Origin of the sequence: Oerskovia douganii, from assembly GCF_015142735.1 — a bacterium.
Taxonomy (GTDB): Bacteria; Actinomycetota; Actinomycetes; order Actinomycetales; family Cellulomonadaceae; genus Oerskovia; species Oerskovia douganii.
The window spans coordinates 1-25,838 of sequence record NZ_JACSPN010000010.1 but is presented as its reverse complement, the minus strand read 5'-3'; the positions used below and the strand labels follow the sequence as shown (position 1 = coordinate 25,838).

The window sequence follows — 25,838 nt, the reverse complement described above, 5'->3', positions numbered from 1 at the left end:
CTCAGGCTCCGCGCTGGCTGGGAGCGGCGCTCCCGTTCGCGACGCCGGCCCCCGTGAGCGCGGCGAGCGCCCCGCTGAGCAGGTCCGGTGTGATGGTCAGGCTGCCGATCTTGGGCAGCGCACCCGCGAGGTCGCGCATCGCCACGGCCAGGATCGTCGACCGGTCCATGCCCTCGTAGACGTCCATCACGGTCCGGAACTTGGCGTTGTTCGCCTCCCCGAGCCGCCGGATCTCCTCGGCCTGCGCGCGCGAGGTGAGGTCGCGACGTTCGGCTGCCGCCCGGGCCTCGACGAGCGCCGCGGCGGCTGTCTCCTCGGCCTCGCGCCGGGCGTTGGCCCCCTCCTGCGCGACGAGCTGCTCGCGCCGCGTCGCGAGCTCGATCTGGCTCGCGAGCTCGTTCTCCGAGATGGTGCGCTCGCGCTCGACCGCGAGGGCGCGCCGCTCGTACGTCGACCGGTCGGCCTCGGCCTGGACGTGCTCGCGCAGCGGGGTCTGGAGGGCGCGCTCGACGTCGCCGTCCGGACGGACCGCGAGCACGTGCACCCCGAGGACCTCGATGCCGGTCGAGGCAAGCCTGGCGTCCGTCCCCAGGGCCTCGACGAGCTGGGCCCGGACCTGGCTCACGCCCTGCTCGAGCGCGGTCGTCAGGGGCACGGCCGCGAGGTGGTCGATCGCGTGGCTCTGCGCGAGCTGCCCGATGATCGTCGCGACCTGGTCCCGGCCGGTCGTCGTGGCGGCCCCGGTGTCGGGGTCGATCCCGAAGTCGAGCCGCTGCGCGACGACGGCCGGGTCCGCGAACCGGTAGGTCACGTTGACCTGGACCGTGACGTCCTGGTGGTCGCGCGTCGTGGCGTGGAAGAGGACTGGTAGCTCCTGGTCGTCGACCGGGACCTCGCTGAGGACCGAGGTGCCGGGGCGGAACCAGAACGCCTGGCCGATCCCGCGGTGGGCGACCCGCCCTGCCTTGAGATGGATCACGGCGCCCGTGGGGCTGCCGAGGAAGTGCCGCAGCCAGGGGTAGCGCTTGATGGTGGCCATGGGAGGCTCCGTCCGTCGTCGGTGTTTGTGTCACATTGACGATAAGCCTCGACCTGCTTTCTCGTCAACCTGACGATAAGAAGGTAGGGTGGGCAGCATGAGCCGCCTCCCCGACCCGCACGCCGACACCCCGGCCACGGCCGCCCGGATCCCCGTGACGGTCGACGTCGTCGCGCTCACGGTCCGCGACGGCACGCTCCAGGTCCTGCTCGTGACACGGCTCCTCGACCCCTTCCGCGACCGGCTCGCCCTGCCGGGCGGGTTCGTGCTGCCCGACGAGTCCCTGCCGCAGGCCGCCACCCGGGAGCTCGCCGAGGAGACCGGCGTCGGGGCCCCGGGTCACCTCGAACAGCTCCGCACCTACGGGCCGCTCGGCCGCGACCCGCGCGGCCCCGTGCTGACCGTCGCCCACCTCCTGCTCGCCCCCACCTACGGCCTGCCGACCGCGGGCAGCGACGCCGCGCAGGTCGGCTGGTACCCGGTCGAGGAGGCGCTCGCGGACCCCGGTGGGCTCGCGTTCGACCACCACCGCATCCTGCGCGACGGCGTCGAGCGGGCCCGCGCCAAGCTCGAGTACTCGACGCTCGCCACCGCGTTCTGCGGACCCGAGTTCACGATCGCGCAGCTCCGCGCGGTCTACGAGGCCGTGTGGGGCACGCGCCTCGACCCCCGCAACTTCCACCGCAAGGCGGTCGGGACCCCCGGGTTCCTCGTCGAGACGGGGGAGTCGACGTCGGGCGGGACCGGTCGGCCGGCCGCGCTCTACCGGCTCGCGCCCGAGGCGCAGCGCTCCGCGAGGGCGGGCGACGTCGTCGGGCAGGACGAGGCGCCCGCCTCGGTGCCCGCCGTCCTCAACCCGCCGCTCATGCGCCCCGCGGGCTGAGGGCGGGGGCCCTCACGGGCGCCGGGTGCGCTGTCGCACCCCGCCGCTAGCGTGGGAACGACGCCCCGGCACCGTCGTCGGGACGAGCCCGCCCGGACGAAGGAGCACGACGATGAGCGACCCGACCGGCACCACCCCCAGCCCTGCCCGCACCGACGCCACGACCCCGCGCGGCCTGACGACCGTGAGCCTCTGGTCCGACGACGTCCCCGCGGCGGTCGCCTGGTACACCGAGGTGCTCGGCGTCGCGCCGTACTACGTCATGCCGCCCGCACCGGCCCCGGCCGCGTACGTCGAGTTCCGGGTGGGCGACTACCAGCACGAGCTCGGGATCATCGACCGCTCGTACGCGCCCGCGGGGGCTGCGACGACGCCCGGCGGTGCGGTCGTGTACTGGCACGTCGACGACGTCGCGGCGACCTACGAGCGCCTGCTCGCCCTGGGCGGCGCCGAGTACCAGCCGGTCACCCCGCAGGGTGACGGCGGGTTCGTGACGGCGGCCGTCGTGGACCCGTTCGGGAACGTGCTCGGAGTCATGGAGAACCCGCACTACCTCGCGGTCCTGGAGGGGCGGGAGGGCTGAGCGACCGGTCGCCGGCGCCGCTCGATGCGGCCGCACCCGAGGTCGGTCAGACCCACCGGAACAAGGGCCTGACCGGCCTCGGGTGCGGACCTCGGAGCGTCCGGAATCCGAGCCGGAACAGCCCGCCAGACGGGCCGCACAGGACCTTTTCGAAGGACCTTCGAACGCCAGATGAACACCAGGTGAACAGTCGTCGAAGACTCGCCGACTTGGTCTTGAAGCCTGTCGCGGAGACTCCACCATGGATGACGTGACCGAGACGATCCTGCTCGCGCTCGTGGTAGTGACGGCCCTGGCCTTCGACTTCACGAACGGCTTCCACGACACCGGCAACGCGATGGCCACGTCCATCGCCACGCGTGCCCTCAAGCCCAAGACCGCGGTAGCGCTGTCTGCAGTCCTCAACCTGGTCGGGGCGTTCCTGTCCCTGGCCGTCGCGGCGACCATCGCCAAGGGGATCGTGGACTCGAACGTCATCACCCTCGAGGTGGTGCTCGCCGGTCTGGTGGGTGGCATCACCTGGAACCTGCTGACCTGGTTGCTGGGTATCCCGTCGAGCTCGTCGCACGCCCTCATCGGTGGTGTCGTGGGCTCCGTCCTGGCCGCGGTCGGGACGAGCGGGGTCCTGTGGACCGGGGTCCTGTCCAAGGTGATGATCCCCGCCCTGCTCGCCCCCGTGATCGCGATCGGCGTGGCCGCGCTCGGCACGTTCCTGGTCGCGCGCATCACCAAGGACCTGCCGCAGGACACGACGAGCCGCGGCTTCCGCTGGGGCCAGATCGGCTCGGCCTCCCTGGTCTCGCTCGCGCACGGCACCAACGACGCGCAGAAGTCGATGGGCATCATCCTGCTCGCGCTCATCGCGGGCGGCGCGGTCCCGGCCGACTCGGGCGTCCCGTTCTGGGTCGTCCTGGCCTGCGCGACCTTCATGGCCCTGGGCACGTACCTGGGCGGCTGGCGCGTCATCCGAACCCTGGGCAAGGGCCTGGTCGAGATCGACTCCCGCCAGGGCATGGCCGCCGAGACGTCGTCGGCCGCGGTCATCCTCCTCTCGAGCCACTTCGGCTTCTCGCTGTCGACGACGCACGTCGCGACCGGCTCCATCCTGGGCTCGGGCGTCGGCATGCCGGGCGCGAAGGTCCGCTGGGGCGTCGCGGGCAAGATGCTCGCCGCGTGGGGCCTGACGCTGCCGGCTGCCGGCATCGTCGGTGCGCTCTGCTTCTGGCTGCAGGACGCGATCGGTGGCGTGGGGGGGACCGTCGCGGTCTTCACCGTCCTCATCGGGACCTCGCTCGCGATCTGGGTCGCCTCGCGCCGCAAGCCGGTCGACGCCTCGAACGTCAACGACGAGTGGGACGGCGAGGGCGAGGCCGTGGTCGACGCCGCCGAGTCCTTCACGGCGGTCGCCGTCGAGGTCACGGCCGAGGCCGAGGCCACGATCGCCGCGACCAAGGCTGCTGCGGACGCCGACGCGGCCTCCACGGCGAACGCCGCTGACCCGACCACCGCCACCCGCCGCGAGGGAGTCCCCGCATGAGCGAGCTGATCCAGTTCGACGCACTGCTCCAGGTCCTGGTCGCCGGCGCGCTCGTCGGCGCCGGTCTGCCCGCGCTCTTCGCGCTGGGCGTGCGCCTGCTCAGCGCGCCCGCCGCGGCGGCGACGCTCGCGGTGGAGGGTGCGCCGTCGGGCACGGACGCCGGCCCGACGGCGGCACGCCCCACGGGCCTTCGGCGCGCCGCCGCGATGCTGTGCTTCGGCGTCGTGCTGGCCGCGTGCGCCGTGGGGATCTGGTTCCTCGCGTCCGGCGGCCACTGACGGCTCCTGTTCCGCACGACCCCCCCTGAGCCGCCCCGTCGTTCCACGACGGGGCGGCCTCCGTCGTCGGGTCGCCGGTGCCGCACCGTGCTGGCGCCCCCGCTTCGGGGTGCCTATACACCGGGGTCGGGTGAAAGCCCCGCACCTCTGACGCCGTGGCGCGCGAAAACCTGGTGAAGGTGACGCACGTCACTCTCGACTGTCGTCATCCTGCCCATCTGCCCGGGTCTTCCGAGTTGGACACCTGTTCAACTCACCGGGAGAACCTCATGAGCACCCCCCGCCGGGCCCGCGGAACCCGCAGCCCCCTCAGCAGGGTCGTCGCGGCCACGACCGCCGCCATCCTGGCGCTGACCGGGGCGGTACTCGTGGACACCGCCGCGACCGCGCCCGCGTCCGCGTCGCAGCTCCCGCAATGCCCGGCCCCGGGGCAGATGCCGGGCGTCGGCAACGTCCCCGCCTTCACCGACTCGAACGTCGCGGTCTACGTGGGCGGCGACTTCTCCGCGACGGGCGCGGCCGCCGAGTCCGAGGGCCTGCTGGTCGTCATGGGCGACGCGACGTTCCAGAAGGCCTCGCAGGGCGTGTACAACGTCGGGACGGCCGGGGCGGGCTCCCAGATCACCCCGCCCGGAGGGACCACGATGCTCGCGGTGGGCGCACGCCTGACCGTGGGGTCGACGACCAAGCTGCACGTGGGCATGAACGTCGACGGCGGCGGCAACGTCGACGTCGGCGGGACCGTCACCAGCACGCACCCGATCGACACCAACGGCGGCGCCGTGCGGCCGGGCCTGGGGGCCGAGGCCGTCGCACCCTACGGCGACTTCGGCAGGGTCGTCCGCCAGCAGTCGGCGGACCTCGCCGCAGCACATCCGACGCCTGCCCGGATCGAGCGCTCGGGCAAGAAGGTCTCCTTCGCGGCGGACGCCTCCGCCTCCCTGCACACCTTCACGGTCGAGGCCTCCGCGCTGACGTCCCTGGGTACCAAGGTCGAGGTCGACTTCACGGGCGTCGGCCCCGACGCACCGATCGTGGTCAACGTGACCGGCGCGGACGCGACGATCGACCTCGGCACGGTCCGGTTCGACGGCACGCAGGTCAACGGTCTGTCCTCCCCGGGGATCGGCAACGCGTCGTCGCGGATCCTGTGGAACTTCGTCGACGCGCGGACCGTCACGATCGGCCAGAACGACCACTTCCTGGGGACGGTCCTGGCGCCGTTCGCGGACGCCACGCTCAGCACCAGCACGAGCGGTCGCCTCTACGTCGGGGGAGACCTCCGGGTCGTGGGCAACGGGATCGAGCACCACAACTACCCCTGGATCGGGCCTGGCGCGTTCGCGTGCGTCCCGGAGAACACGGGCACGTTCACGGTCACCAAGCGCGTGGTCGGCGACGCGGAGAGCCGCGTGCCGGACGCCACCTCGTTCACGGTGGGCTACTCCTACACCGACGGTGGTGCCCAGGTCACGGGCGACCTGGTCGTGGCGGCCGACGGTCGCCTCGTGAGCGGCCCGGCGCACCTGACGACCGGGACGGTCGTCACGCTCTCCGAGCCCACGCTGCCGACGATCCCCGGCGTCGCGTGGGGCACGCCGTCGTTCAGTCCCTCGGACGAGATCACGATCGGCGAGGGCGGGAGCGTCGCGGTGACCCTCACGAACACCGCACGAGTGCAGCAGGGCGGGTTCTCGGTGGGGAAGGCGATCGACGGGGACGCGGCCGACCTGGTGCCGGCGGGCACCGAGTTCACCGTGGCGTACTCGTACGAGCTGGCCGGCGCGCCCACCTCGGGCACCCTCCGCGTGGGCGCCGACGGGACCGTGCAGGCCGGGCCCCAGGACCTCCCCGTCGGATCCGTCGTGACGTTCTCCGAGACCGACCTGCCGACCGTGCCCGGCGTCGTGTGGGGCGCCCCGGTCTTCACGGTCGACGGGAAACCCGTCACGTCGGTCACGATCGGTGACGGCGGCAACCCCACCGTCACCGTCACCAACACCGCGCACCCCGTCGTGGCGCCCGTGGGCGGGTTCTCGATGAAGAAGGTGGTCACCGGTGCGGCAGCCGGCCTGGTGCCCGCAGGCACCCAGTTCAGCGTGTCGTACTCCTACGAGGTCGACGGCGCCCCGACGTCGGGCACGGTCACGGTCGGGGCCGACGGCGCCCTGGTCGCAGGTCCCCAGAACCTTCGCGAGGGAACCCTCGTGACGTTCGCGGAGCTCGCGCCGCCCACGGTCGACGGCGTCGTGTGGGCCGCGCCCGTCCTCACGGTCGACGGGAAGCCCGCCACGTCGCTGGTGATCGGCGACGGCAGCAACCCGGCCGTGACCGTGACCAACGGGGCGGACCCTGCTGCCACCCCCGTGGGTGGGTTCTCGGTGCGGAAGGCCGTCACCGGGGAGGCCGCCGGCCTGGTCCCGGCGGGCACACGGTTCACGGTGGCGTACTCGTACGAGGTCGACGGGACGCCGACGTCGGGCACGCTCCTGGTCAGGGCGGACGGGACTGTCGAGGACGGCCCGCAGAACCTGCCTGCCGGGACGGCCGTGACGTTCGGCGAGGTCGACCTCCCGTCGATCGACGGCGTCGTCTGGGGTGCTCCCACCTTCTCGGTCGGGGGCCGTCCGACCACCTCGGTCACGGTCGGCGAGGGCAGCAACCAGACCGTCACCCTGACCAACACCGCGAGCGACGAGCCCGCGGGCGGCTTCTCGGTGCGCAAGTCCGTCACCGGGGAGGCAGCCGGTCAGGTACCCGCGAGCGCCCGGTTCACGGTGGCGTACTCCTACGACCTGGACGGCGTGCCCACGTCCGGACGGCTCACGGTCGGCGCGGACGGGTCGGTGCAGGAAGGGCCGCAGAACCTGCCCGTCGGGACGGTCGTCTCCTTCCAGGAGGAAGCTCTGCCGTCGCTCGACGGCGTCGTGTGGGACGCGCCGGTGTTCAGCCCGGCGTCGATCGTGATCGGTGACGGCACGAACCCCGTGGTCGCGCTGACGAACACCGCGAGCGACGAGCCGGCGGGCGGCTTCTCGGTGCGCAAGGCGGTCACGGGGACCGCGGCGGACCTGGTCCCGGCGGGCACGACATTCACGGTGGCGTACTCGTACGACCTGGCCGGTGCGACGACGTCGGGCACGCTCGCGGTCCGTGCGGACGGCACGGTCGTGGACGGGCCCCAGAACCTGCCCGTCGGGACGGTCGTGACGCTCCGCGAGCTCGCGCCGCCCACGGTCGACGGCGTGGTGTGGGGCGCGCCGGTCCTCACGGTCGGGGGCAGGCCGACGACCTCGGTCACCGTCGGCGACGGCGGCAACCCGACCGTCACCGTGACCAACACCGCGAACGCGGTCGTCGTGCCCACGGGTGGCTTCTCGGTGCGCAAGTCCCTCGCTGGCGACGCCGCCGACCTGGTGCCCGCGGGCACCAGGTTCACGGTGGCGTACTCGTACGAGCTGGCCGGTGCGACGGCGTCGGGCACGCTCACGGTCGGCGCGGACGGCGCCGTGACCACGGGCCTCCAGAACCTTCGGGAGGGGACCCGCGTGACGTTCGGCGAGGTCGACCTCCCGTCGGTCGACGGCGTCGTGTGGGGTGCACCCGCCTACTCGGTCGGCGGGCAGCCCGTCACGTCGCTCGTGATCGGTGACGGCACGAACCCCGTGGTCGCGCTGACGAACACCGCGAGCGACGAGCCGGCGGGCGGCTTCTCGGTGCGCAAGGCGGTCACGGGGACCGCGGCGGACCTGGTCCCGGCGGGCACGACATTCACGGTGGCGTACTCGTACGACCTGGCCGGTGCGACGACGTCGGGCACGCTCGCGGTCCGTGCGGACGGCACGGTCGTGGACGGGCCCCAGAACCTGCCCGTCGGGACGGTCGTGACGCTCCGCGAGCTCGCGCCGCCCACGGTCGACGGCGTGGTGTGGGGCGCGCCGGTCCTCACGGTCGGGGGCAGGCCGACGACCTCGGTCACCGTCGGCGACGGCGGCAACCCGACCGTCACCGTGACCAACACCGCGAACGCGGTCGTCGTGCCCACGGGCGGGTTCTCGATGGCCAAGGCCTTCCGTGGTGCGGCCGCCGCGGCGGTGCCCACGGGGACCGAGTTCGCCGCGACCTACGAGTACACGATCGACGGCGTCACGACCGGTGGGACCCTGCGCCTGTCCGGCGACGGCACCGTGGTCGACGGCCCGCAGCACCTCGTCGCGGGCACGGTCGTCAGGTTCGGCGAGCTCACGCCCCCGGAGGTCGTGGGCGTCGCGTGGGGCACGCCGGTGTTCTCGGTCGCCGGGACGCCGGTCACGTCGATCACGATCGGTGACGGCGCCAACCCGACCGTGACCCTGACCAACACGGCCGACGTCGCCGTGGGCACGTTCTCGATCGCCAAGGTCGTCCAGGGCGACGGGGCCGCCCTGGTCCCGGCAGGGACCGCGTACACCGTGGAGTACGCGTACGGGCTCGGCGCGCAGACCGTCACGGGCACGCTCGCCGGCCTGACGGTCGGCGCCCCGGTGTCCTTCCCCGGCAACCTCGTGGAGGGCACGGTCGTGGAGCTGCGCGAGGTGGACCTTCCCGACGTCGAGGGCGTGGTGTGGGGGACCCCGGTCCTCAGCCACGACCGGGTCGTCGTCGGGAGGGACCGGACGGTCGAGGTCACCCTGACCAACACCGCGGGACGGGCTCCCGCGGGCGGCTTCGCCCTCGTCAAGGACGTCGTCGGCGAGACCGCCGACCGGGTGCCCGCCGACAGCGAGTTCACGGTCGTGTACGCGTACGACCTGGGCGGGACGTCGACCACGGGCGCGCTCACGGTCGCGGCCGACGGCACCGTGGTGGACGGCCCGCAGAACCTCCCGGTCGGGACGGTCGTCACGTTCGCGGAGGTCGACCTGCCCGCGGTCGACGGCGTGGTGTGGGGCGCCCCGGTGTTCAGCCCGGCCTCGGTCACGATCGCGGACGGCGGGAGCCCGACCGTGACCCTGACGAACACGGCCGGGGCCGAGCCCGCGGGCGGCTTCTCGATCCGCAAGGTCGTCGCGGGCTCCGGTGCGCAGGGTGTCCCGCCGCGGAGCCCGTTCACGGTCGCGTACTCGTACGGGCTCGACGCCCAGGTCGTGACCGGGACCGTGCAGGTGCTGGCCGACGGCACCGTGGTCGACGGTCCGCAGGACCTCCCGGTGGGGACGGTCGTGTCGTTCTCGGAGGTCGACCTGCCCGCGGTCGCGGGGGTCGTGTGGGGGCCGCCGGTGTTCAGCCCGGCCACTGTCACGATCACCGAGGGCGAGAGCACCACGGTGACCCTCACCAACACCGCTGACGTCGTCGCCGCGCAGGTCGGCGGCCTCACGGTCGCCAAGGCGGTCGTCGGCCCGAACGCCGCCAAGGTCCCCGACGGCACCGAGTTCACGGTCGCGTTCTCCGCGACCGTCGACGGCGAGCGCACCGAGGGCACCCTGCGGCTGCGCGCCGACGGCACGGTCGTCGAGGGCCCGGCGAACCTCCCCGCGGGAACGGTCGTCGAGCTCGAGGAGGTCGACCTCCCGGACGTCGACGGCGTGGTGTGGGGGACGCCCGTCTTCATGGTCGACGGCGAGGACGTCACGTCGGTCACGATCGGCCCCGGTGAGGTCGTCGACGTGACCCTCGTCAACACCGCGGGGGCCGGGCTGGCCGTCACCGGGTCCGGGGCCGTGGGGATCGCCGCGACGGCCCTGCTGCTGGTCGGCGGAGGCGCGCTGCTCCTGGTGGGTGCGCGACGCCGTCGGGCCTGAGCCGGCCGGCCCCGGGGGCAGGCGTACGGTCAGGCCTGCCCCGGGGCCTCCAGGGCCGCACCGACCGCGGTCGCGAACGCGTCGACGTCCTCGGTGGTCGTGTCCCACGAGCACATCCAGCGGACCTCGACGCGCTCGTCGCCCGTGACCGGGTCCGGGGAGGCGGCGGCCCAGTCGTAGAACGCGAAGTCCGCGCGCAGGGCCTCGGCCGCGGCGCGCGGGAGGACCGCGAACACGGCGTTGGCCTGGGTGGTCTGGGAGAACGCGAGGCCCGACGGCGCCGCGTGCGTGCCGCCGTCGGGCACCTCTCCCCCGCTCGCCACGGGCGAGAGCGCGGCACGCAGGCGTGCGGCCATCGCGTTGGCGTGCGCCGCGCCGGTGCGCCACAGGTCGTCCTCGAGCAGCGCCGTGAGCTGCGCCGAGACGAAGCGCATCTTGGACGCGAGCTGCATGGTCATCTTGCGGACGTGGTCGACACCCTGGACGGCGTCGGGGTCCAGGACCACGACGGCCTCGCCGAACAGCAGACCGTTCTTGGTGCCGCCGAACGACACGACGTCGACACCCACGTCGGTCGTGGTCTCCCGCAGCGACACCCCCAGTGAGGCCGCCGCGTTCGCGAGCCGGGCGCCGTCGAGGTGGACGCGCATCCCCGCCGCGTGCGCGCGGTCGCTGATCGCGCGGATCTCCTCGGGCGAGTAGACCGTGCCCAGCTCGGTCGCCTGCGTGATCGAGACGACGAGCGGTTGCGCGCGGTGCTGGTCGCCCAGGTCGCCCACGAACCGGTCGACCGCGCCCGGTGTCAGCTTCCCGTCCGGTGCGGTGACCGTGAGGAGCTTGATCCCGCCGACGCGCTCGGGGGCTCCGTTCTCGTCCTGGTGGACGTGCGCGTGCTCCGACGTCACGGCCGCACCCCAGCGCGGCAGCATCGACGTGAGCGCGACGACGTTCGCGCCCGTCCCGTTGAACACCGGGTACGCCGTGGCCTGCTCGCCGAAGTGGTGGCGGACGACCTCCTGGAGGCGCTCGGTCCACGGGTCCGCGCCGTACGAACCGGCGTGGCCCACGTTCGCCGCGGTCAGGGCCGCGAGGACCGCCGGGTGGGCCGGGGCGTAGTTGTCGGACGCGAACGAGCGGGTCTGGGGCACCCGGTCAGGGTATGCCGAGCACGACGTGGCCGTCCGCGGGGGAGGGGTCAGCCCCGGTGCGCCCCGTCCACGTAGTACCAGCGCCCGTCCTCCCGGACGAACGTGCTGACCTCGTGCAACGATCCGCGCTCGCGCGACTCCGCAGACCGGAAGCGGGCCACGAACTCCACGACGCCCGTCCGGTCGAGCGGGCCGCCCGCGCTCGTCGAGACGATGTCCAGGCGGCGCCACGTCACGTCGTCGTCGAGCTCCAGCCCCGCGGGCCGGGTCGAGGGGTGCCAGGTCGCGAGCAGGTAGTCGACGTCGCCGACCACGAACGCGGCGTAGCGCGAGCGCATGAGGGCCTCGGCGGTCGGGGCCGTCAGCGTGCCGGGGCTGCCCGTGCCCGGACCCGTGGGGGTCCCGTGGTGGAAGCGCCCGCAGCACGCCCCGTACGTCTCTCCGGACAGGCACGGGCAGCGGGCGTCGTCGGGCAGGGGCCAGGTCGCGGTCATCCGACCATCCTTCCGTAGGGTGTGAGCCGTGCGTACCCTCCGCTGGACCTTCGCGGTCTACCTCGCCGCCGTCCTGGTCGTGACGTGCTGGCCGTCGCCCGAGTCCACCGCGGCCCCGGGCTGGGCGCTCGCAGTCGTCGACGCGTTCCGCTCGGTGGGGGTGCCCCTGACGGTCGCGTTCCTCGAGGCCGCGTCCAACGTCGTGATGTTCCTGCCGTTCGGCGTCCTGGGGCTGCTCGTGGTGTCGGGGACGCGCCAGGCGGTGCCGATCTGGCGCGCGGCAGGGCTCGTGGTGCTGGCCGGCTTCGCGCTGTCGCTCGCGATCGAGCTGACGCAGCTCGTGATCCCCGGGCGCTACTCGACCGTGCAGGACGTCGTGATGAACACCACGGGGGCTCTCGTGGGTGCGGCGGCCGTCGCGGGAATTCTGGGCGGGCGACGCCCGTTGACTGCAAGATAGTGTCGCGACGACACAAAAATTCTCGCATCGTCACCCGGAGGTACCCATGTCCACCCCCCTCTCCACCGGCACGCCCGTCGACGGCGCCGCACCGTTCACCGGCAAGGTCGCCCTCGTCACCGCGTCCGGAGCCGGCATCGGGGAGGCGGTCGCGAAGCGGCTCGCCGCCCAGGGGGCGGCCGTCGTCGTCTCCGACGTCAACGACGAGGCCGGTGCACGGGTCGTCGCCGAGATCGAGGCAGCCGGCGGGCGCGCGGCCTACCGTCGCGCCAACGTGGCCGACCCCGCGGACGTCACCGCGCTCGTCGCGTTCGCCGTCGAGACCTTCGGTGGCCTGCACCTCGCGGTCAACAACGCGGGCGTGGGCACCCGGCCCTTCCGCATCGACGAGATGCCCGAGGACGGCTGGGACCGCACGCTCGACGTCACGCTGCGCGGGACCTTCCTGTCGATGAAGGCCGAGATCGCCCACATGCTCGGCAACGGTGGCGGCAGCATCGTCAACATCGCCTCGATCGCGGGCCTCAAGGCCTCGCCGAGCCTGTCGCCCTACTCGGCCGCCAAGGCGGGCGTCGTGTCCCTCACGCGCGGCACCGCGGTCGAGTACGTGACCGACGGGATCCGCATCAACGCCGTCGCGCCCGGCGCGATCGAGACGGCCGCGCTCGCGTCGCTGCCCGAGGAGGCCCGTGCGGGATACGCCGCCGACGTCCCCATGAAGCGCCTGGGCCAGCCGGCCGAGATCGCGAACGCCGTCGTCTTCCTGCTGTCCGACCAGGCCAGCTTCATCACCGGTGTGGTCCTCCCGGTCGACGGCGGCACACTGGTCGCGTGACCGACGCACCACTCCCCGGGGCGGGGCCGGCCGACGGCCCCGCCCCGGGCGACCCGCGGGTCCCCGCGTACCGCTCCGACCTGCTCGACTCGCTGGTGCGGGTCATGGGCCTGTGGACGAGCGGTGACTTCCTCGCAGCGGTCGCGGCCCGTGAGGGGATCGACCTGGACTCCCCGGCCGTCGTGGTGCTCACGGTCGTGTGGCGGCAGGGGCCGCGCCGTCCCTCGGCCATCGCGGAGCACCTGTCGACGGGGCCGTCGAACGTGAGCAAGATCCTGCGCCGCCTCGACGCGGCGGGCCTCACCGAGCGGCGCCAGGACCCCGACGACGCCCGTGCGTCGCGCGTCCACCTCACCGAGGAGGGGGCCCGGGTCGCGAGGGTGTTCGTCGCGGCGGGCGACAGGCTCGTCGACGAGCTGCTCGACGGGTGGGCACCCCAGGACCGGGTGGCCTTCGCAGCGCTCATGCGGCGCTTCGAGAGCGCCAGCGAGGCGTTCCTCGACCGGTCCTGAGGTGCGGCGCGCGCCCGCCCCGCTACGCCCACAGCAGCCGCCACCACGTCTCGCCCGGCGCGTCCGCGCGCTGGAGCGGGTGGATGCGGTGCGGTGCGTGGACCGCGTCGCCGAGCCCCAGCTCGTCCACGGCGTAGGCCCACAGCAGCTCGCACTCGCAGTCCGGGGTGTGCTGCTCGGTGACGAGCAGGTCCGCCTCGAAGCGCACGACGGCCCCCTCGGCGACGATCCGCTCGTCGCAGCGCCCCGGCCCCAGGACGTACCCGTGGAGCCGCACGTCGTCGGGGTGCTCGGCGGCTGCGCGGAGCAGGCTCCTCAGGGGCGGCGACCCGTTCGTCCTGTGCGCGAGCCGTGCGGGGGCGAGCCGGGCGAGGAGCGCCTCGGCGAGGGGACCGTCGAGGCTCGCGAAGAACGTCGGTTCGAGGGGGTCGTCCTCGGGGTGCAGGACCGGTTCCAGGAGCTCGGGGACGGCGTCGTCGAGCAGCCAGCCGTGCGTGTGGGGGCCGTGGACGTGGTGGAACCCGCCGGGGCCGTTGGCCTCGGCGGCCTGGTGCCTCCACAGGGCGCGCAGCCTGGGCACGCCGAGGGGCGAGACGGGGTGCCGAGGGGTGGCTCGTCGTCGGGGGTGCGGGGTCCGGTTGCCGTGGCTCATGGGCGGTAGCGTGCCCGGCCCGTCGCGTCGTGGACCGGGAGCGCGCGGCCTCCTGTGGACGGGCGTGCAGAGGTGCCGCCTGTGGGTGACGCCGGAGCGAGGTGGGGCCGGGATCCGGGGGCTGCCCGCCGGCCCGGTCGGCAGCGCGTGCCGGGTGGACCGCAGAGAGGGAGGATGCCTGCATGACGATCCTCGTGACCGGCGGCACCGGCACCCTCGGCACGCCCACGGTGGCCCTCCTGCGTGACGACGGGCACGACGTCCGCGTCCTCAGCCGGTCGGCGAGCCCCTCGACCGGCCGCGCGGCCGCTCCCGGTGCGACCGTCGTGACGGGCGACCTCACGACGGGCCAGGGCCTGCGTGAGGCGTTCGACGGCGTGCAGACCGTCCTGCACCTCGCGACACGCGGTCCCCGGGCCGACGTCGAGATGGGGCGACGCCTCGTGGCCGCCGCCCAGGACGCGTCAGTGGGGCACGTCGTGCTCGTGTCGATCGTGGGCGTCGACCAGATCCCCCTCGGCTACTACCGCGCCAAGCTCGAGGTCGAGCAGATGCTCACCGCGTCCGGGCTGCCGCACACGATCCTGCGGGCCACGCAGTTCCACGAGTTCGTGGACGGCCTCTTCGCGGCGCAGCACCTCTCGCCCGCCCTGCTCACCCCGTGGCTCCAGGTCCAGCCGATCGCCGTGCCCGAGGTCGCCGCGCGCCTCGTGGAGATCGTCGGCGCCGGGCCCTCGGGCCGGGCGGCGGACATCGGCGGGCCCGAGCGGATCACGGGTCGCGAGGCCGCCCGCGCGTGGCTGCGGGCGACCGGGCGGCGTCGTGCCGTCGTGCGCGTGCGGCTCCCGGGCCGGACGTTCGGCGCGTACGCGGCCGGGCACCACCTGGTGCCGGGCGAGCCCTACGGGACGCAGACGTACGGGCAGCACCTGCTGGCGCGGTACGGTCCTCCGCGCTGACCCCTGCCTGCGACCGCCGTGCCGGCGCGGCTGCCTGCGGTTGCCGGACGTCCGGCTCGGCACGATCGTGGAGAGCATGACCCGAGCCGCCGACGCCCCGTACCTCTCCCTCGACGTCCTGGTCCGATCGGTCGCGCTCGGCGTCGCGGCGGGCAGTCGGGCGTCGCTCGGCCTGGCTGCGCCGATCCTGACGTCGGCGCTCCCCGGGCCGGGGGGCGTGACGGCCAAGGTGGCTGCGGGGCTGGGGGTCGCGGCCGAGCTCACGGGCGACAAGCTGCCGAGCGCGGGCTCACGCCTCGAGCCGCCCGGGCCCGCGATCCGCATGGCGTCGGGGGCGCTCGGCGGGCTGGCCCTCGCGCGCCGTGCGGGCGTCGGCGTGCTCGCGCCCGTGGTCCTCGGGGCGGTGGCCGCAGCCGTCGGGACGGCGGGCGGTGCGATGTGGCGGCTCGCCGCGAGCGGCTGGGCGCCGGACTGGCAGCTCGCGGTCGCGGAGGACGCCGTCGCGCTGTCGTCCGCGGCGTTCGCGGTGCGCACCTGAGGAGACCACGGCCCGACGGCGCCGCCCACCCCGGAGGTGAGCGGCGCCGTCAGGCGTCAGGTCGGGCGGTGCACGCGGCTCGCGGTGGCAGACTTGACCCTCGGTCCCGTGGTCGGGCCTCGGGCACGAGCGGGCGGTGAGGGTGCGGCTCCTGGGTGCCGTCGATGACGACGAGGGTCCCGTCCCGAGCAAGGAGGAGCAGGGTGGCGCGCATCACGATCGCCGACATCGCGCGGCAGGCGGGTGTCTCGACCGGCGCGGTGTCGTACGCGCTCAACGACCGGCCCGGGGTGTCCGACGAGACGCGCGCACGCATCCTGCAGATCGCCGCCGACATGGGGTGGGCGCCCAGCTCTGCGGCGAGGTCGCTGTCCGGTGCGAAGACGGAGACGATCGGTCTGGTCCTCGCGCGCGACCCCGGGATGCTCGGGGTCGAGTCCTTCTACATGCAGTTCCTCGCGGGCATCGAGTCGGAGCTGACGAAGCGCTCGTACGCGCTCCTGCTCCAGGTCGTCCCTGACCTGGAGACCGAGGTCCGGACCTACCGGCAGTGGCGGGCAGCGCGGCGGGTCGACGGCGTGATCATGGTCGACCCCCGGGTGGACGACCCGCGGATCGAGCTCCTGCAGGGCCCCGACGCGTTGCCGGCCGTCGTCGTCGGGGACACGTCCCTGGCGGGAGGGCTGCCGAACGTCTGGACCGACGACGCCGCCGCGATGCGGGAGAGCGTGCGCTACCTGCACATGATGGGGCACCGGAGGATCGCGCGGGTGGCCGGGGTGGAGAGCTTCGGGCACACCCACATCCGTGACGACGCGTTCGCGCTCGAGACCGCGCGGCTGGGCGTCGAGGGGACGGTCGTGCGCACCGACTACACGGCCGTCGAGGGCGCGGCGGGGACCCGGGCGCTCCTCGCGTCCGACGCTCCGCCGTCGGCGATCATCTACGACAACGACGTGATGGCGCTCTCGGGGCTCGGGGTCGCGAGCGAGATGGGCACGAAGGTCCCCGGTGACCTGTCGATCATCGCGTGGGACGACTCGCCCCTGTGCGAGGCGACCTACCCCCGGCTCTCGGCGCTCAGCCACGACGTGACCCGGTACGGCGCGCACGTGGCGCGGCGGCTCTTCGACCGCATGGACGGAGCCCCGCCCGCTGCATTCCTCGACTCGACCCCCGCGCTGCGACCGCGTGGGACGACGGCGCGGGCGCCCGGGGCATGACCGGTTCCGTTGCCGGATCGTGACCTGTCACCTTTGACTTAACGGAACTTAAGCGCTTAATTTGTTCTCGTTGCGCCAGAGAAGGCCGCGGACCGTCTCGATGAGCTCGATGAGCGAGGGTCCCGCAGTGCTGCTGACCGGCGTGCGTCAATGACGACAGCGAGATGGGAAGAACACCATGGCAAGGAAGCACGCAGCGTCTGCTCTGGCAGTGATGACAGCGCTGACATTGACCGCCTGCTCGACCGGTGACGACGGTGGATCGGGCGAGGGAGGCCTGTCGGGGACCATCACGGTCCTCACCAACCGCACCGACATCGTCGAGACGACCCTGCGGGACTACGTCACCGAGTTCCAGAAGACCTACCCCGACATCGACGTCGAGTTCGAGGCCATCACCGACTATGAGGGCGACGTCTCGATCCGCCTCAACTCCCAGGACTACGGCGACGTCCTGCTGGTGCCCAACTCGGTCACCAAGGACCAGCTCCCGCAGTTCTTCGAGCCCCTCGACACCGTCGACGCGCTGTCCGCGACCTACCGGTTCATCGACGAGCAGGCCTACGAGGGCCAGGTCTACGGCATCGCCACCTTCGGCACGGCCAACGGCTACGTGCTCAACAAGAAGGTCTGGGCCGAGGCCGGGATCACCGAGCCGCCCACGACCCCGCAAGCGTTCCTCGACGCCCTCGAAGCCGTCGGGGAGAAGACCGACGCGACCCCGTACTACACGAACTACGCCGATGGCTGGCCGCTGTCGCAGTGGCAGAACAACCAGGGCAGCTTCGCCGGGGCCGAGGCGGTCCAGATCCGCGACGCCCAGGAAGCACCGTGGTCCGACGGCAACGAGCAGTACGCGCTCGACAGCCTGCTCTTCGACGTCGTCGCCGGTGGTCTGTCCGAGGCAGACCCCACCACGACCAACTGGGAGGAGTCCAAGAACCTTCTCGCCTCGGGCGACGTCGCGACCATGGTCCTCGGTTCCTGGGCCGTCCCGCAGATCCAGGCCGCGACCGAGACCGTGGGAGGCGCTCCGGAGGACATCTCCATCTGGCCCATGCCGTGGAAGACCGACGACGCGTTCCAGTCCCGCGTCGGCGGTGACTACAAGCTCGGGATCTCCAAGCACTCCGACAACAAGGCCGCCGCGCGTGCCTGGCTCGACTGGTTCGTGACCGAGTCGACCTTCGCGGTCGACGAGGGCGGGATCTCTCCCGTCGTCGGCGCCGAGAGCCCGGACACCCTGAAGGACTTCGACACGTTCGGCGTCCAGCAGATCGAGCTCACGCCGTCGCCCGCAGGCCAGGAGTCGCTCGACTCCGACATCTACAACGAGGCCGAGATCGACCTCTTCGGAGACCAGTACCGGCGTGCCCTCATCGACGTGGCTCGCGGCGCGGGCTCGGGGGACCGGCTCTCGTTCTTCGAGGACCTCAACTCGCGCTGGGACAGCGCGCGTATCGCCAACGACGGCTGACCGCCGGCCCGCACCGCACGGTGGGGACCTCGACCCGTCGAGGTCCCCACCGTGCCGCTCCCTGAGAATCTCCCGGAGAAATGAGCACGTCATGGCCGTCATGAGTGGAACGACCGCGCGGGTGCGCGCTGCGGGCTCCCGTAGCCCGGGCAGCCCGCGCCCTGCCCGCCGAGGGTGGAAGATCACGCCCTGGCTCTTCCTCGCCGTCCCGCTGGGGCTGCTGATCCTGTTCACGTACGTCCCCGTCGCGAACATGGTCTGGTACAGCTTCACGTCCTGGGACGGGCTCGACGCCGTCAAGGAACCCGTCGGCTTCCAGAACTACGTCGAGATCTTCACCCGGCCGGAGATCTTCCGCGTCTTCCTCGTCAGCGTCTACTACCTGGTCGGGGCGTTCCTCCAGCTCGTGCTGGCGATGTACTTCGCGACCGTGCTCAGCTTCAGCACGCGGTTCCGGAACTGGTTCAAGGGCATCATCTTCTTCCCCTACCTGCTCAACGGCGTCGCGATCGGCCTGGTCTTCCTCTTCTTCTTCCGACCGGGTGGGACGCTCGACGCCCTCCTGGCGCTCGTGGGAGTCCAGGACGGCCCTCAGTGGCTCGGCGACCCGTCGCTCGTCAACGTCTCGCTCGCCGCGACGTCGGTGTGGCGCTACATGGGCCTCAACTTCGTCCTGTTCCTCGGGGCGATCCAGTCGATCCCGACCGAGCTCTACGAGGCGGCGGAGCTCGACGGGGCCAGCTCCTGGCAGAAGTTCCGCTTCATCATCCTCCCGAGCATCAGCCAGATCGTCGGGCTCTCGCTCATCCTGGCGGTCTCGGGGGCGCTGTCGGTCTTCGAGATCCCGTTCATCATGACGGGCGGCGCGAACGGCTCCGAGACCTTCGTCATCCAGACGATCAACACCGCGTTCAAGTTCTCCAAGGTCGGACTCGCGTCGGCGATGGCCGTCGTCCTGCTGCTCCTCGTGCTCCTCGTGAGCTGGGTCCAGCGCCGGTTCTTCCCGGAGGAGAAGGGAGACCTGGCATGAGCCAGCAGCACGTCACCCCCGCCCGGCCCGTCGCGAGCCCCGGACCTCAGCGCCCGGCGCCGCCCCGTACCAGCGAGCGGATGCGACAAGGTCTTGCGCAGCGGACCAGGTCGTTCAGCGCGGTCCTCGGCCCCCTGGGCACCACGTTCAAGTACGTCTCGCTCGTCATCGCGTGCGCCGTGGCGATCGTGCCCCTGGTGACGATCTTCATGGCTGCGTTCAAGTCGCGCGAGGAGTACGCGACGACGGGACCGCTCGACCCGCCCTCCGACTGGTTCAACCTCGAGAACTTCGTGACCGCGTTCACCCGCGGCAACATGCTCGAGGGGTTCCTCAACACGACGGTCATCCTCGTCGTCTCGCTCACGGGGACCATCCTCATCGGCACCATGACCGCCTACGCGGTGGACCGGTTCGACTTCCGGGGGCGTCGCCTCGTCATGGGGCTGTTCCTGCTCGCGACCCTGGTCCCTGCGGTCACGACGCAGGTGGCGACCTTCCAGATCATCAACGGCCTGGGACTCTTCAACACCCGCGGGGCGGCGATCGTGCTGTTCATGGGCACCGACATCATCGCGATCTATATCTTCCTGCAGTTCATGCGGTCGATCCCGCGCTCTCTCGACGAGGCCGCGATGCTGGACGGCGCGAACCGGCTGACGATCTACTCGCGCATCGTCTTCCCGCTGCTGCGCCCCGCGATCGCCACGGTCGTCATCATCAAGGGTCTCGCGATCTACAACGAGTTCTACATCCCCTTCCTCTACATGCCCTCGCGGGACCTCGGTGTCATCTCGACCTCGCTGTTCCGTTTCAAGGGGCCGTACGGGTCGCAGTGGGAGGTCATCGCGGCCGGCACGATCCTCGTGATCGTGCCGACGCTCATCGCCTTCCTCCTGCTCCAGCGGCACATCTACAGCGGACTCACCTCAGGAGCTACCAAGTGACAGAGCAGCACGCCCCCCGGCCCCTTGTCGCCCGGGAGGTGCACGAGGGCTGGACCCTCTCGGTCGCGCAGGCGGCGGCCCCCCAGGCCGCGGACCTCGTAGGCGTCCCGGCGACCGTGCCGGGCAGCGTGCACACGGACCTTCTGGCGGCAGGGCTGATCCCCGACCCGTACCTCGACGACAACGAGGGTCTGCTCGGGTGGATCGGCAGGTGCGACTGGGAGTACCGCACCACGCTCGGCTGGACGGCCGAGGAGGCTGCGGCGCACGAGCGGCACGACCTGGTCTTCGACGGGCTCGACACCGTGGCCGAGGTGCGGCTCAACGGCCAGGTGCTGGGGTCGACCGCGAACATGCACCGCACCTACCGGTTCGACGTGTCGGGCGCGCTGCGCGTCGGGGACAACGACCTCGTGGTCCGCTTCGCGTCGCCCGTGCGGCACGCCGACCGGCAGAGCCTCGCGCTGGGGTACCGCCCGCAGGTCAACAAGCACCCGTTCAACGCCATCCGCAAGATGGCGTGCAGCTTCGGCTGGGACTGGGGGCTCGACACCGCGACGTCGGGCATCTGGCGACCCGTACGGCTCGAGTCCTGGTCGGTCGCGAGGCTGTCCGTGGTGCGGGTCGAGGCCTCGGTCGAGGACGGCGCGCTCGACGGCGGCCCGGGCCAGACGCTCGCCCCGGGCCGGGTCCGCGTCCAGGTCGAGGTGGAGCGCACGGCGTCCGGGACGGACGCGCTCCGTCTGGGCGTCCAGGTCGCGGGGGCGCAGACGGTCGTCGAGGTAACGCAGGGGGAGACCTCGGCGACGGTCGACGTCGTCGTCCCTGCGGTCGCCCTGTGGTGGCCGCAGGGGTACGGCGACCAGCCGCTCCACGACGTCGAGGCGACCCTCGCGTGCGGGACGTACCGGCTCGACCGGGCGCACCGACGCGTCGGCTTCCGCACGGTGCGCCTGGAGATGGAGCCCGACGAGCACGGGACGTCGTTCCGGTTCGTCGTCAACGGGCGACCCGTGTTCGTGCGCGGCGCCAACTGGATCCCCGACGACGCGTTCCCGCACCGCGTGACGCGCGAGCGGTACGCCGCGCGCATCGCCCAGGCGCAGACCGCGAACATCAACCTGCTGCGCGTCTGGGGCGGCGGGATCTACGAGGCCGACGACTTCTACGACCTGTGCGACGAGCGCGGCATCCTCACGTGGCAGGACTTCCTGTTCGCGTGCGCCGCGTACGCCGAGGAGGAGCCGCTGCGCGGCGAGGTCGAGGCCGAGGTCCGCGACAACGTCGTGCGGCTCGCGCACCATGCCTCCCTCGTGCTGTGGAACGGCAGCAACGAGAACATCTGGGGCTACCAGGACTGGGGCTGGGAGAAGCGCCTCGACGGCAGGACGTGGGGCCTCGGCTACTACACCGAGCTCCTCCCGCAGCTCCTGGCCGAGCTCGACCCGGCGCGCGACTACACGCCGTCGAGCCCGTGGTCGGGGAGCCTGGACGTCTACCCGAACGACCCCGCGCACGGGTCGATGCACTCGTGGGAGCTGTGGAACCGGCAGGACTACCCGCACTACCGCGACGTCGTCCCCCGCTTCCTCGCCGAGTTCGGGTGGCAGGGGCCGCCCACCTGGTCGACGCTCACGCGAGCGATCAGCGACGACCCGTTGACCCCGGAGTCGCCCGGCATGCTCGTGCACCAGAAGGCGATGCAGGGCAACGACAAGCTCGTCGACGGGCTCGTGGCGCACCTGCCGCTGCCCGACGACATGGAGGACTGGCACTGGGCCATGTCCCTCAACCAGGCGACCGCGGTACGGGTCGCGGTCGAGCACCTGCGCTCGTGGAGCCCGGTCTGCATGGGCTCGGTCGTCTGGCAGCTCAACGACTGCTGGCCCGTGACCTCGTGGTCCGCGGTGGACGGCGACGGGCACGCCAAGCCGCTGCTGTACGCCCTCAAGCATGCGTACGCGGACCGGCTCGTCACGATCCAGCCGCGCGACGACCAGCCTGGCATGCCGCTCGCCGTGGCCGTCGTCAACGACTCGGGCGAGGCGTGGACGGGAGACCTGGTGATCCGCAGGCTCCGGTTCGACGGCGTCGAGCTCCAGGGCGTCAAGGTCCCGGTCGAGGTGGGGGCGCGCGCGACGGCGACGGTCCCCGTGCCACCCGACGTCGCTGCGACCGACACGCCGACCGGAGAGGTCCTCGTGGCGACCCTGGGGGCCGAGCGCGCGACGTGGTTCTTCGCCGAGCCCCGTGACAGCGCGCTGGAGACGCCCGGGCTCGTCGTCGAGCCGGTCCGCACCGCGACAGGCGCCCGCGTGCGGGTCACGACCGACGTCCTGGTCCAGGATCTCGCGCTCCTGGCCGACAAGGTCGCCCCGGACGCCGTCGTCGACGACATGCTCGTGACCCTGCTCCCCGGGGAGTCCGTGACGTTCGAGGTCACGTGCCCCGGCGAGATCGACCTCGCCGCGCTCGCCGACCCGCGGGTCCTGCGGCACGCGAACCAGCTCGTCACGGAGGTGACCCGATGAGGCCCTGGCAGACGCTCCCCACGCACCGGTCGTGGCTCGACGCGGAGTGCCGTCGGCTGCTCGGGTTCGGGCGGCACGTGGTGCTCCCGGGCGGGGGCGCGGCCTACCTGGACGACGACGGGGTCCCCGATCCCTCGCGCGGCGTCCAGACGTGGATCACGGCGCGGACCGTGCACGTGTACAGCCTGGGGGCCCTGCTCGGGGTGCCCGGCTCTGCGGGCGTCGCGGCGGGGGCGCTCGCGGGGCTGACCGGGGGGCTGCGGGACGCCCGCGCCGGCGGTTGGTACCACGCCCTCTCGGAGCACGGCGTCCCCGACACCGTGGCGGGCAAGAGCTGCTACGACCACGCTTTCGTCCTGCTCGCGGCGTCGAGTGCGACCCTCGCGGGCATCCCGGGGGCGCGTGAGCTCCTCGACGAGGCGTCGGGCGTCTTCCTCGACCGCTTCTGGGACGAGGAGGCCGGGCGCTGCGTCGACGAGTGGGACGTGTCGTGGTCCGTGGTCGCCCCGTACCGGGGGCTCAACGCGAACATGCACGCGGTCGAGGCCATGCTCGCGGTCGCCGACTGCCTGGACGACGACTCCTGGCGGGACCGCGCGGCCCGCATCTGCGCGTTCGTGGTCACCCTGGCCGAGGAGAACGAGAGTCGCCTGCCCGAGCACTTCGACGACGGCTGGGGCCCGCAGCCCGACCTGAACCGAGACCGCCCGGACGACCCGTTCAAGCCGTACGGCGCGACGATCGGGCACGGGCTCGAGTGGGCCCGGCTCCTGCTGCAGGCCGAGGCGGCGCTCGGTGAGCGGGCGCCGTCGGGCCTGGCCTCCACGGCCTCGCTCCTGTTCGACCGCGCGGTCGAGGACGGCTGGGCGCGGGACGGAGCGCCGGGATTCGTCTACACGACCGACTGGGCCGGAGTCCCGGTGGTCCGCGACCGCATGCACTGGGTCGCCGCCGAGGCGGTCGGAGCGGCCGACGCCCTGCACCGGCGCACGGGCGAGGCGCGGTACGCGGACCTGTACGCCCGGTGGTGGGACTACGTCGTGACCTACCTCGTGGACGTCGACCGCGGGTCGTGGCGGCACCAGCTCGACGCGTCCAACGTCCCGGCGGACGGTGTCTGGCCTGGCAAGCCGGACCTGTACCACGCGGTGCAGGCGACGTTGCTCCCGCGTGTCCCGCTGGGTCCCAGCCTCGCTCGCGCCGCGCACGACGGGCTGGTCTCGGCATGACGCCCGCGGCGCGCACCGGACCGCGTTTCCTGATCGTCGGCGAGGCCCTCGTGGACGTCGTGCCGGACGCATCGGGCGGCCCGCGCGACCTCCCGGGGGGCAGCCCCGCCAACGTCGCGATCACGCTCGGACGGATGGGCCGCGACGTGGCGCTCGCGACCACGTTCGCGCCCGACGCGCGAGGCGAAGCCGTGGGGCGCTGGCTCACCGACAGCGACGTGGTCGTGCGGGCCGAGGTCCCCGCGTCCGGACGGACCTCGACGGCCACCGTGACCCTCGACCCTGCCGGGTCCCCGTCGTACGCGTTCGACCTGGCGTGGGACCTGCGGGACGTCGACGTCGCGGAGGCCGAGGTCATGCACGTGGGGTCGGTCGCGACGGTCCTGGCTCCCGGCGCCGACGTCGTGCGCGACGCCGTGCGGCGGGCGCGCCGGCACTCCGTCGTCTCGCTCGATCCCAACGCGCGCCCCGCGCTCGTCGAGGACGGGCTCGCGGCGCGCGCGAGGGTCGAGGAGCTCGTCGCGCTGAGCGACGTCGTCAAGGCGAGCGACGAGGACCTGGCCTGGTTCTTCCCCGACGAGGACCCGGTCGACGTCGCGCGGCGATGGGTGTCGTGGGGTCCGGGCCTCGTCGTCGTGACGCGGGGAGGCGACGGGTGCACGCTCGTGCGCCCGGGCGGGCGCACCGAGGACGTGCCGGGCCGGGCCGTGACCGTCGTCGACACGGTCGGCGCGGGGGACACGTTCACGGGGGTGCTGCTCGACGCGCTCGCCGGCATGGGGGTCCACGGGCCCGGTGGCCGGGAGCGGCTGCGCGGCCTCTCCGACGCCGCGCTGCGGTGGGCCGCGGGGCGAGCCGCGGTGGCCGCGTCGGTCACGGTCTCGCGGGCCGGGGCCAACCCGCCCACGCGGAGCGAGCTCGCCGACGCCGTGGGCCCGGTCCGGCCTGCGCCGTTCGCCGGGGCTCCCGTGGCTGGCATGACCTGGGGGTGGACGGGCGTCCGGGGTACGTGGGACGGGCCCGAGGCTCGGCGGTCGATGGACGAGCTCGAGGCTCTCGACGCGGTCACCTGGGTAGCGGTCACGTACGCGGCGGAGCAGGCGACTGCGCAGTCGACGCACGTCCCGCTCGACCAGGAGCCCACGGTCACCGACGACGAGGTCCGGTTCGCGGTGCGCGAGGCGCGGCGGCGAGGGTGGCGGGTCTGCCTCAAGCCCGTGGTCAACAGTGCGGACGGGACCTGGCGCGGGCACATCGGGTTCTTCGACCAGGACGTGCCGGGCGAGCCGACGTGGGACGCGTGGTTCGCGTCGTACACGACCTTCGTGGTCCACCACGCCCGGATCGCGGCCGAGGAGGGCGTCGAGATGTTCAGCGTGGGGTGCGAGATGGTCCGCGCCGACGCTCGCGAGGACGAGTGGCGTGAGCTCGTCCGGCAGGTGCGCGAGGTGTACCCGGGCCTGGTCACGTACAACTGCGACAAGTACCAGGAGGACCGGCTGACCTGGTGGGACGCGGTCGACGTCATCAGCTCGTCGGGGTACTACCCGACGGGGACGTGGGAGGAGCACCTCGACCGGATCGAGCGTGTGGTCGCCCGGGAGGACAAGCCGTTCGTGTTCCTCGAGGCGGGGTGCCCGAGCCGCGAGGGGTCGGCGGACCGGCCCAACGACTGGACGCTCGCCGGGGCGCCGTCGGGC

At 72.9% G+C, this 25,838-nt stretch carries 21 protein-coding genes; 17 read left to right on the top strand and 4 right to left on the bottom strand.

All coding sequences use genetic code 11. The features are described from left to right. Position 1 precedes the first annotated feature (1 nt). Positions 2–1,039 (bottom strand): SPFH domain-containing protein, encoded by a 1,038-nt coding sequence (locus tag H9623_RS09295; protein ID WP_193719778.1) that lies wholly within the window; start codon positions 1,037–1,039, stop codon positions 2–4. A gap of 97 nt (positions 1,040–1,136) precedes the next feature. On the opposite strand from H9623_RS09295, the gene H9623_RS09290 reads away from it, so the two are divergent. The 5 genes from H9623_RS09290 (at position 1,137) to H9623_RS09270 (ending at position 10,103) form a co-directional block, all read left to right on the top strand. Beyond that, positions 1,137–1,922 (top strand): NUDIX hydrolase, encoded by a 786-nt coding sequence (locus H9623_RS09290; protein WP_193719777.1) that lies wholly within the window; start codon positions 1,137–1,139, stop codon positions 1,920–1,922. 112 nt (positions 1,923–2,034) lie between these two features. Next, a complete protein-coding gene (locus H9623_RS09285) occupies positions 2,035–2,505 on the top strand; it encodes a VOC family protein (protein WP_193719776.1) in 471 nt (156 codons plus the stop codon). Between the two features lie 241 nt (positions 2,506–2,746). Then, on the top strand, positions 2,747–4,042 hold the full coding sequence (locus H9623_RS09280; RefSeq protein ID WP_193719775.1) for an inorganic phosphate transporter: 1,296 nt from the start codon (positions 2,747–2,749) through the stop codon (positions 4,040–4,042). Then, positions 4,039–4,320: a hypothetical protein gene (locus tag H9623_RS09275; RefSeq protein ID WP_193719774.1), complete on the top strand. Its 282-nt coding sequence runs from the start codon at positions 4,039–4,041 to the stop codon at positions 4,318–4,320. Before H9623_RS09280 ends, H9623_RS09275 begins: the two co-directional genes overlap by 4 nt. A gap of 269 nt (positions 4,321–4,589) precedes the next feature. Then, a complete protein-coding gene (locus H9623_RS09270; protein ID WP_193719773.1) occupies positions 4,590–10,103 on the top strand; it encodes a DUF5979 domain-containing protein in 5,514 nt (1,837 codons plus the stop codon). A gap of 29 nt (positions 10,104–10,132) precedes the next feature. Here H9623_RS09270 and H9623_RS09265 read toward each other — a convergent pair whose 3' ends face one another. Together H9623_RS09265 and H9623_RS09260 are read right to left on the bottom strand one after the other, a co-directional pair. Beyond that, positions 10,133–11,251: a threonine aldolase family protein gene (locus H9623_RS09265; RefSeq protein WP_193719772.1), complete on the bottom strand. Its 1,119-nt coding sequence runs from the start codon at positions 11,249–11,251 to the stop codon at positions 10,133–10,135. A 47-nt stretch (positions 11,252–11,298) separates the two neighbouring features. Then, positions 11,299–11,745 (bottom strand): YchJ family protein, encoded by a 447-nt coding sequence (locus H9623_RS09260; RefSeq protein WP_193719771.1) that lies wholly within the window; start codon positions 11,743–11,745, stop codon positions 11,299–11,301. Positions 11,746–11,773: 28 nt separating this feature from the next. Here H9623_RS09260 and H9623_RS09255 point away from each other — a divergent pair, with 28 nt between their 5' ends. From H9623_RS09255 to H9623_RS09245, 3 genes are read left to right on the top strand one after another with little or no spacing between them, the layout of a single operon-like run. Beyond that, positions 11,774–12,205 (top strand): VanZ family protein, encoded by a 432-nt coding sequence (locus H9623_RS09255; protein WP_193719770.1) that lies wholly within the window; start codon positions 11,774–11,776, stop codon positions 12,203–12,205. Positions 12,206–12,251: 46 nt separating this feature from the next. Next, positions 12,252–13,040: an SDR family NAD(P)-dependent oxidoreductase gene (locus H9623_RS09250; protein WP_193719769.1), complete on the top strand. Its 789-nt coding sequence runs from the start codon at positions 12,252–12,254 to the stop codon at positions 13,038–13,040. After that, entirely contained in the window at positions 13,037–13,552 is a 516-nt protein-coding gene (locus tag H9623_RS09245; RefSeq protein ID WP_193719768.1) for a MarR family winged helix-turn-helix transcriptional regulator, read from the top strand. Before H9623_RS09250 ends, H9623_RS09245 begins: the two co-directional genes overlap by 4 nt. A gap of 22 nt (positions 13,553–13,574) precedes the next feature. Here H9623_RS09245 and H9623_RS09240 read toward each other — a convergent pair whose 3' ends face one another. Further along, a complete protein-coding gene (locus H9623_RS09240) occupies positions 13,575–14,204 on the bottom strand; it encodes a hypothetical protein (RefSeq protein WP_193719767.1) in 630 nt (209 codons plus the stop codon). A gap of 182 nt (positions 14,205–14,386) precedes the next feature. On the opposite strand from H9623_RS09240, the gene H9623_RS09235 reads away from it, so the two are divergent. The 9 genes from H9623_RS09235 to H9623_RS20005 all read left to right on the top strand — a co-directional run. After that, positions 14,387–15,163: an SDR family oxidoreductase gene (locus H9623_RS09235; RefSeq protein ID WP_193719766.1), complete on the top strand. Its 777-nt coding sequence runs from the start codon at positions 14,387–14,389 to the stop codon at positions 15,161–15,163. Positions 15,164–15,239: 76 nt separating this feature from the next. After that, complete coding sequence (locus tag H9623_RS09230) at positions 15,240–15,701, top strand: hypothetical protein (protein WP_193719765.1); 462 nt, start codon at positions 15,240–15,242, stop codon at positions 15,699–15,701. A 203-nt stretch (positions 15,702–15,904) separates the two neighbouring features. Continuing rightward, positions 15,905–16,924 (top strand): LacI family DNA-binding transcriptional regulator, encoded by a 1,020-nt coding sequence (locus tag H9623_RS09225; protein ID WP_193719764.1) that lies wholly within the window; start codon positions 15,905–15,907, stop codon positions 16,922–16,924. Positions 16,925–17,138: 214 nt separating this feature from the next. Continuing rightward, positions 17,139–18,401 carry an ABC transporter substrate-binding protein gene (locus H9623_RS09220; RefSeq protein WP_227748437.1) on the top strand — a complete coding sequence of 421 codons (1,263 nt, stop codon included), beginning with the start codon at positions 17,139–17,141 and terminating at the stop codon, positions 18,399–18,401. Between the two features lie 100 nt (positions 18,402–18,501). Further along, positions 18,502–19,431 carry a carbohydrate ABC transporter permease gene (locus H9623_RS09215; RefSeq protein ID WP_193719762.1) on the top strand — a complete coding sequence of 310 codons (930 nt, stop codon included), beginning with the start codon at positions 18,502–18,504 and terminating at the stop codon, positions 19,429–19,431. Positions 19,432–19,511: 80 nt separating this feature from the next. Continuing rightward, positions 19,512–20,378, top strand: coding sequence for a carbohydrate ABC transporter permease (locus tag H9623_RS09210; protein ID WP_193719857.1), 867 nt, complete (start codon positions 19,512–19,514; stop codon positions 20,376–20,378). After that, the gene (locus H9623_RS09205) at positions 20,375–22,909 is read left to right on the top strand and encodes a glycoside hydrolase family 2 protein (protein WP_193719761.1); all 2,535 of its coding nucleotides are present in this window, start codon (positions 20,375–20,377) and stop codon (positions 22,907–22,909) included. The genes H9623_RS09210 and H9623_RS09205 overlap by 4 nt, the downstream gene beginning before the upstream one ends. Then, positions 22,906–24,138: an AGE family epimerase/isomerase gene (locus H9623_RS09200; protein ID WP_193719760.1), complete on the top strand. Its 1,233-nt coding sequence runs from the start codon at positions 22,906–22,908 to the stop codon at positions 24,136–24,138. Before H9623_RS09205 ends, H9623_RS09200 begins: the two co-directional genes overlap by 4 nt. Then, on the top strand, positions 24,135–25,838 hold a 1,704-nt coding region (locus H9623_RS20005), incomplete at its 3' end, for a PfkB family carbohydrate kinase (protein WP_193719759.1). The genes H9623_RS09200 and H9623_RS20005, both read left to right, overlap by 4 nt.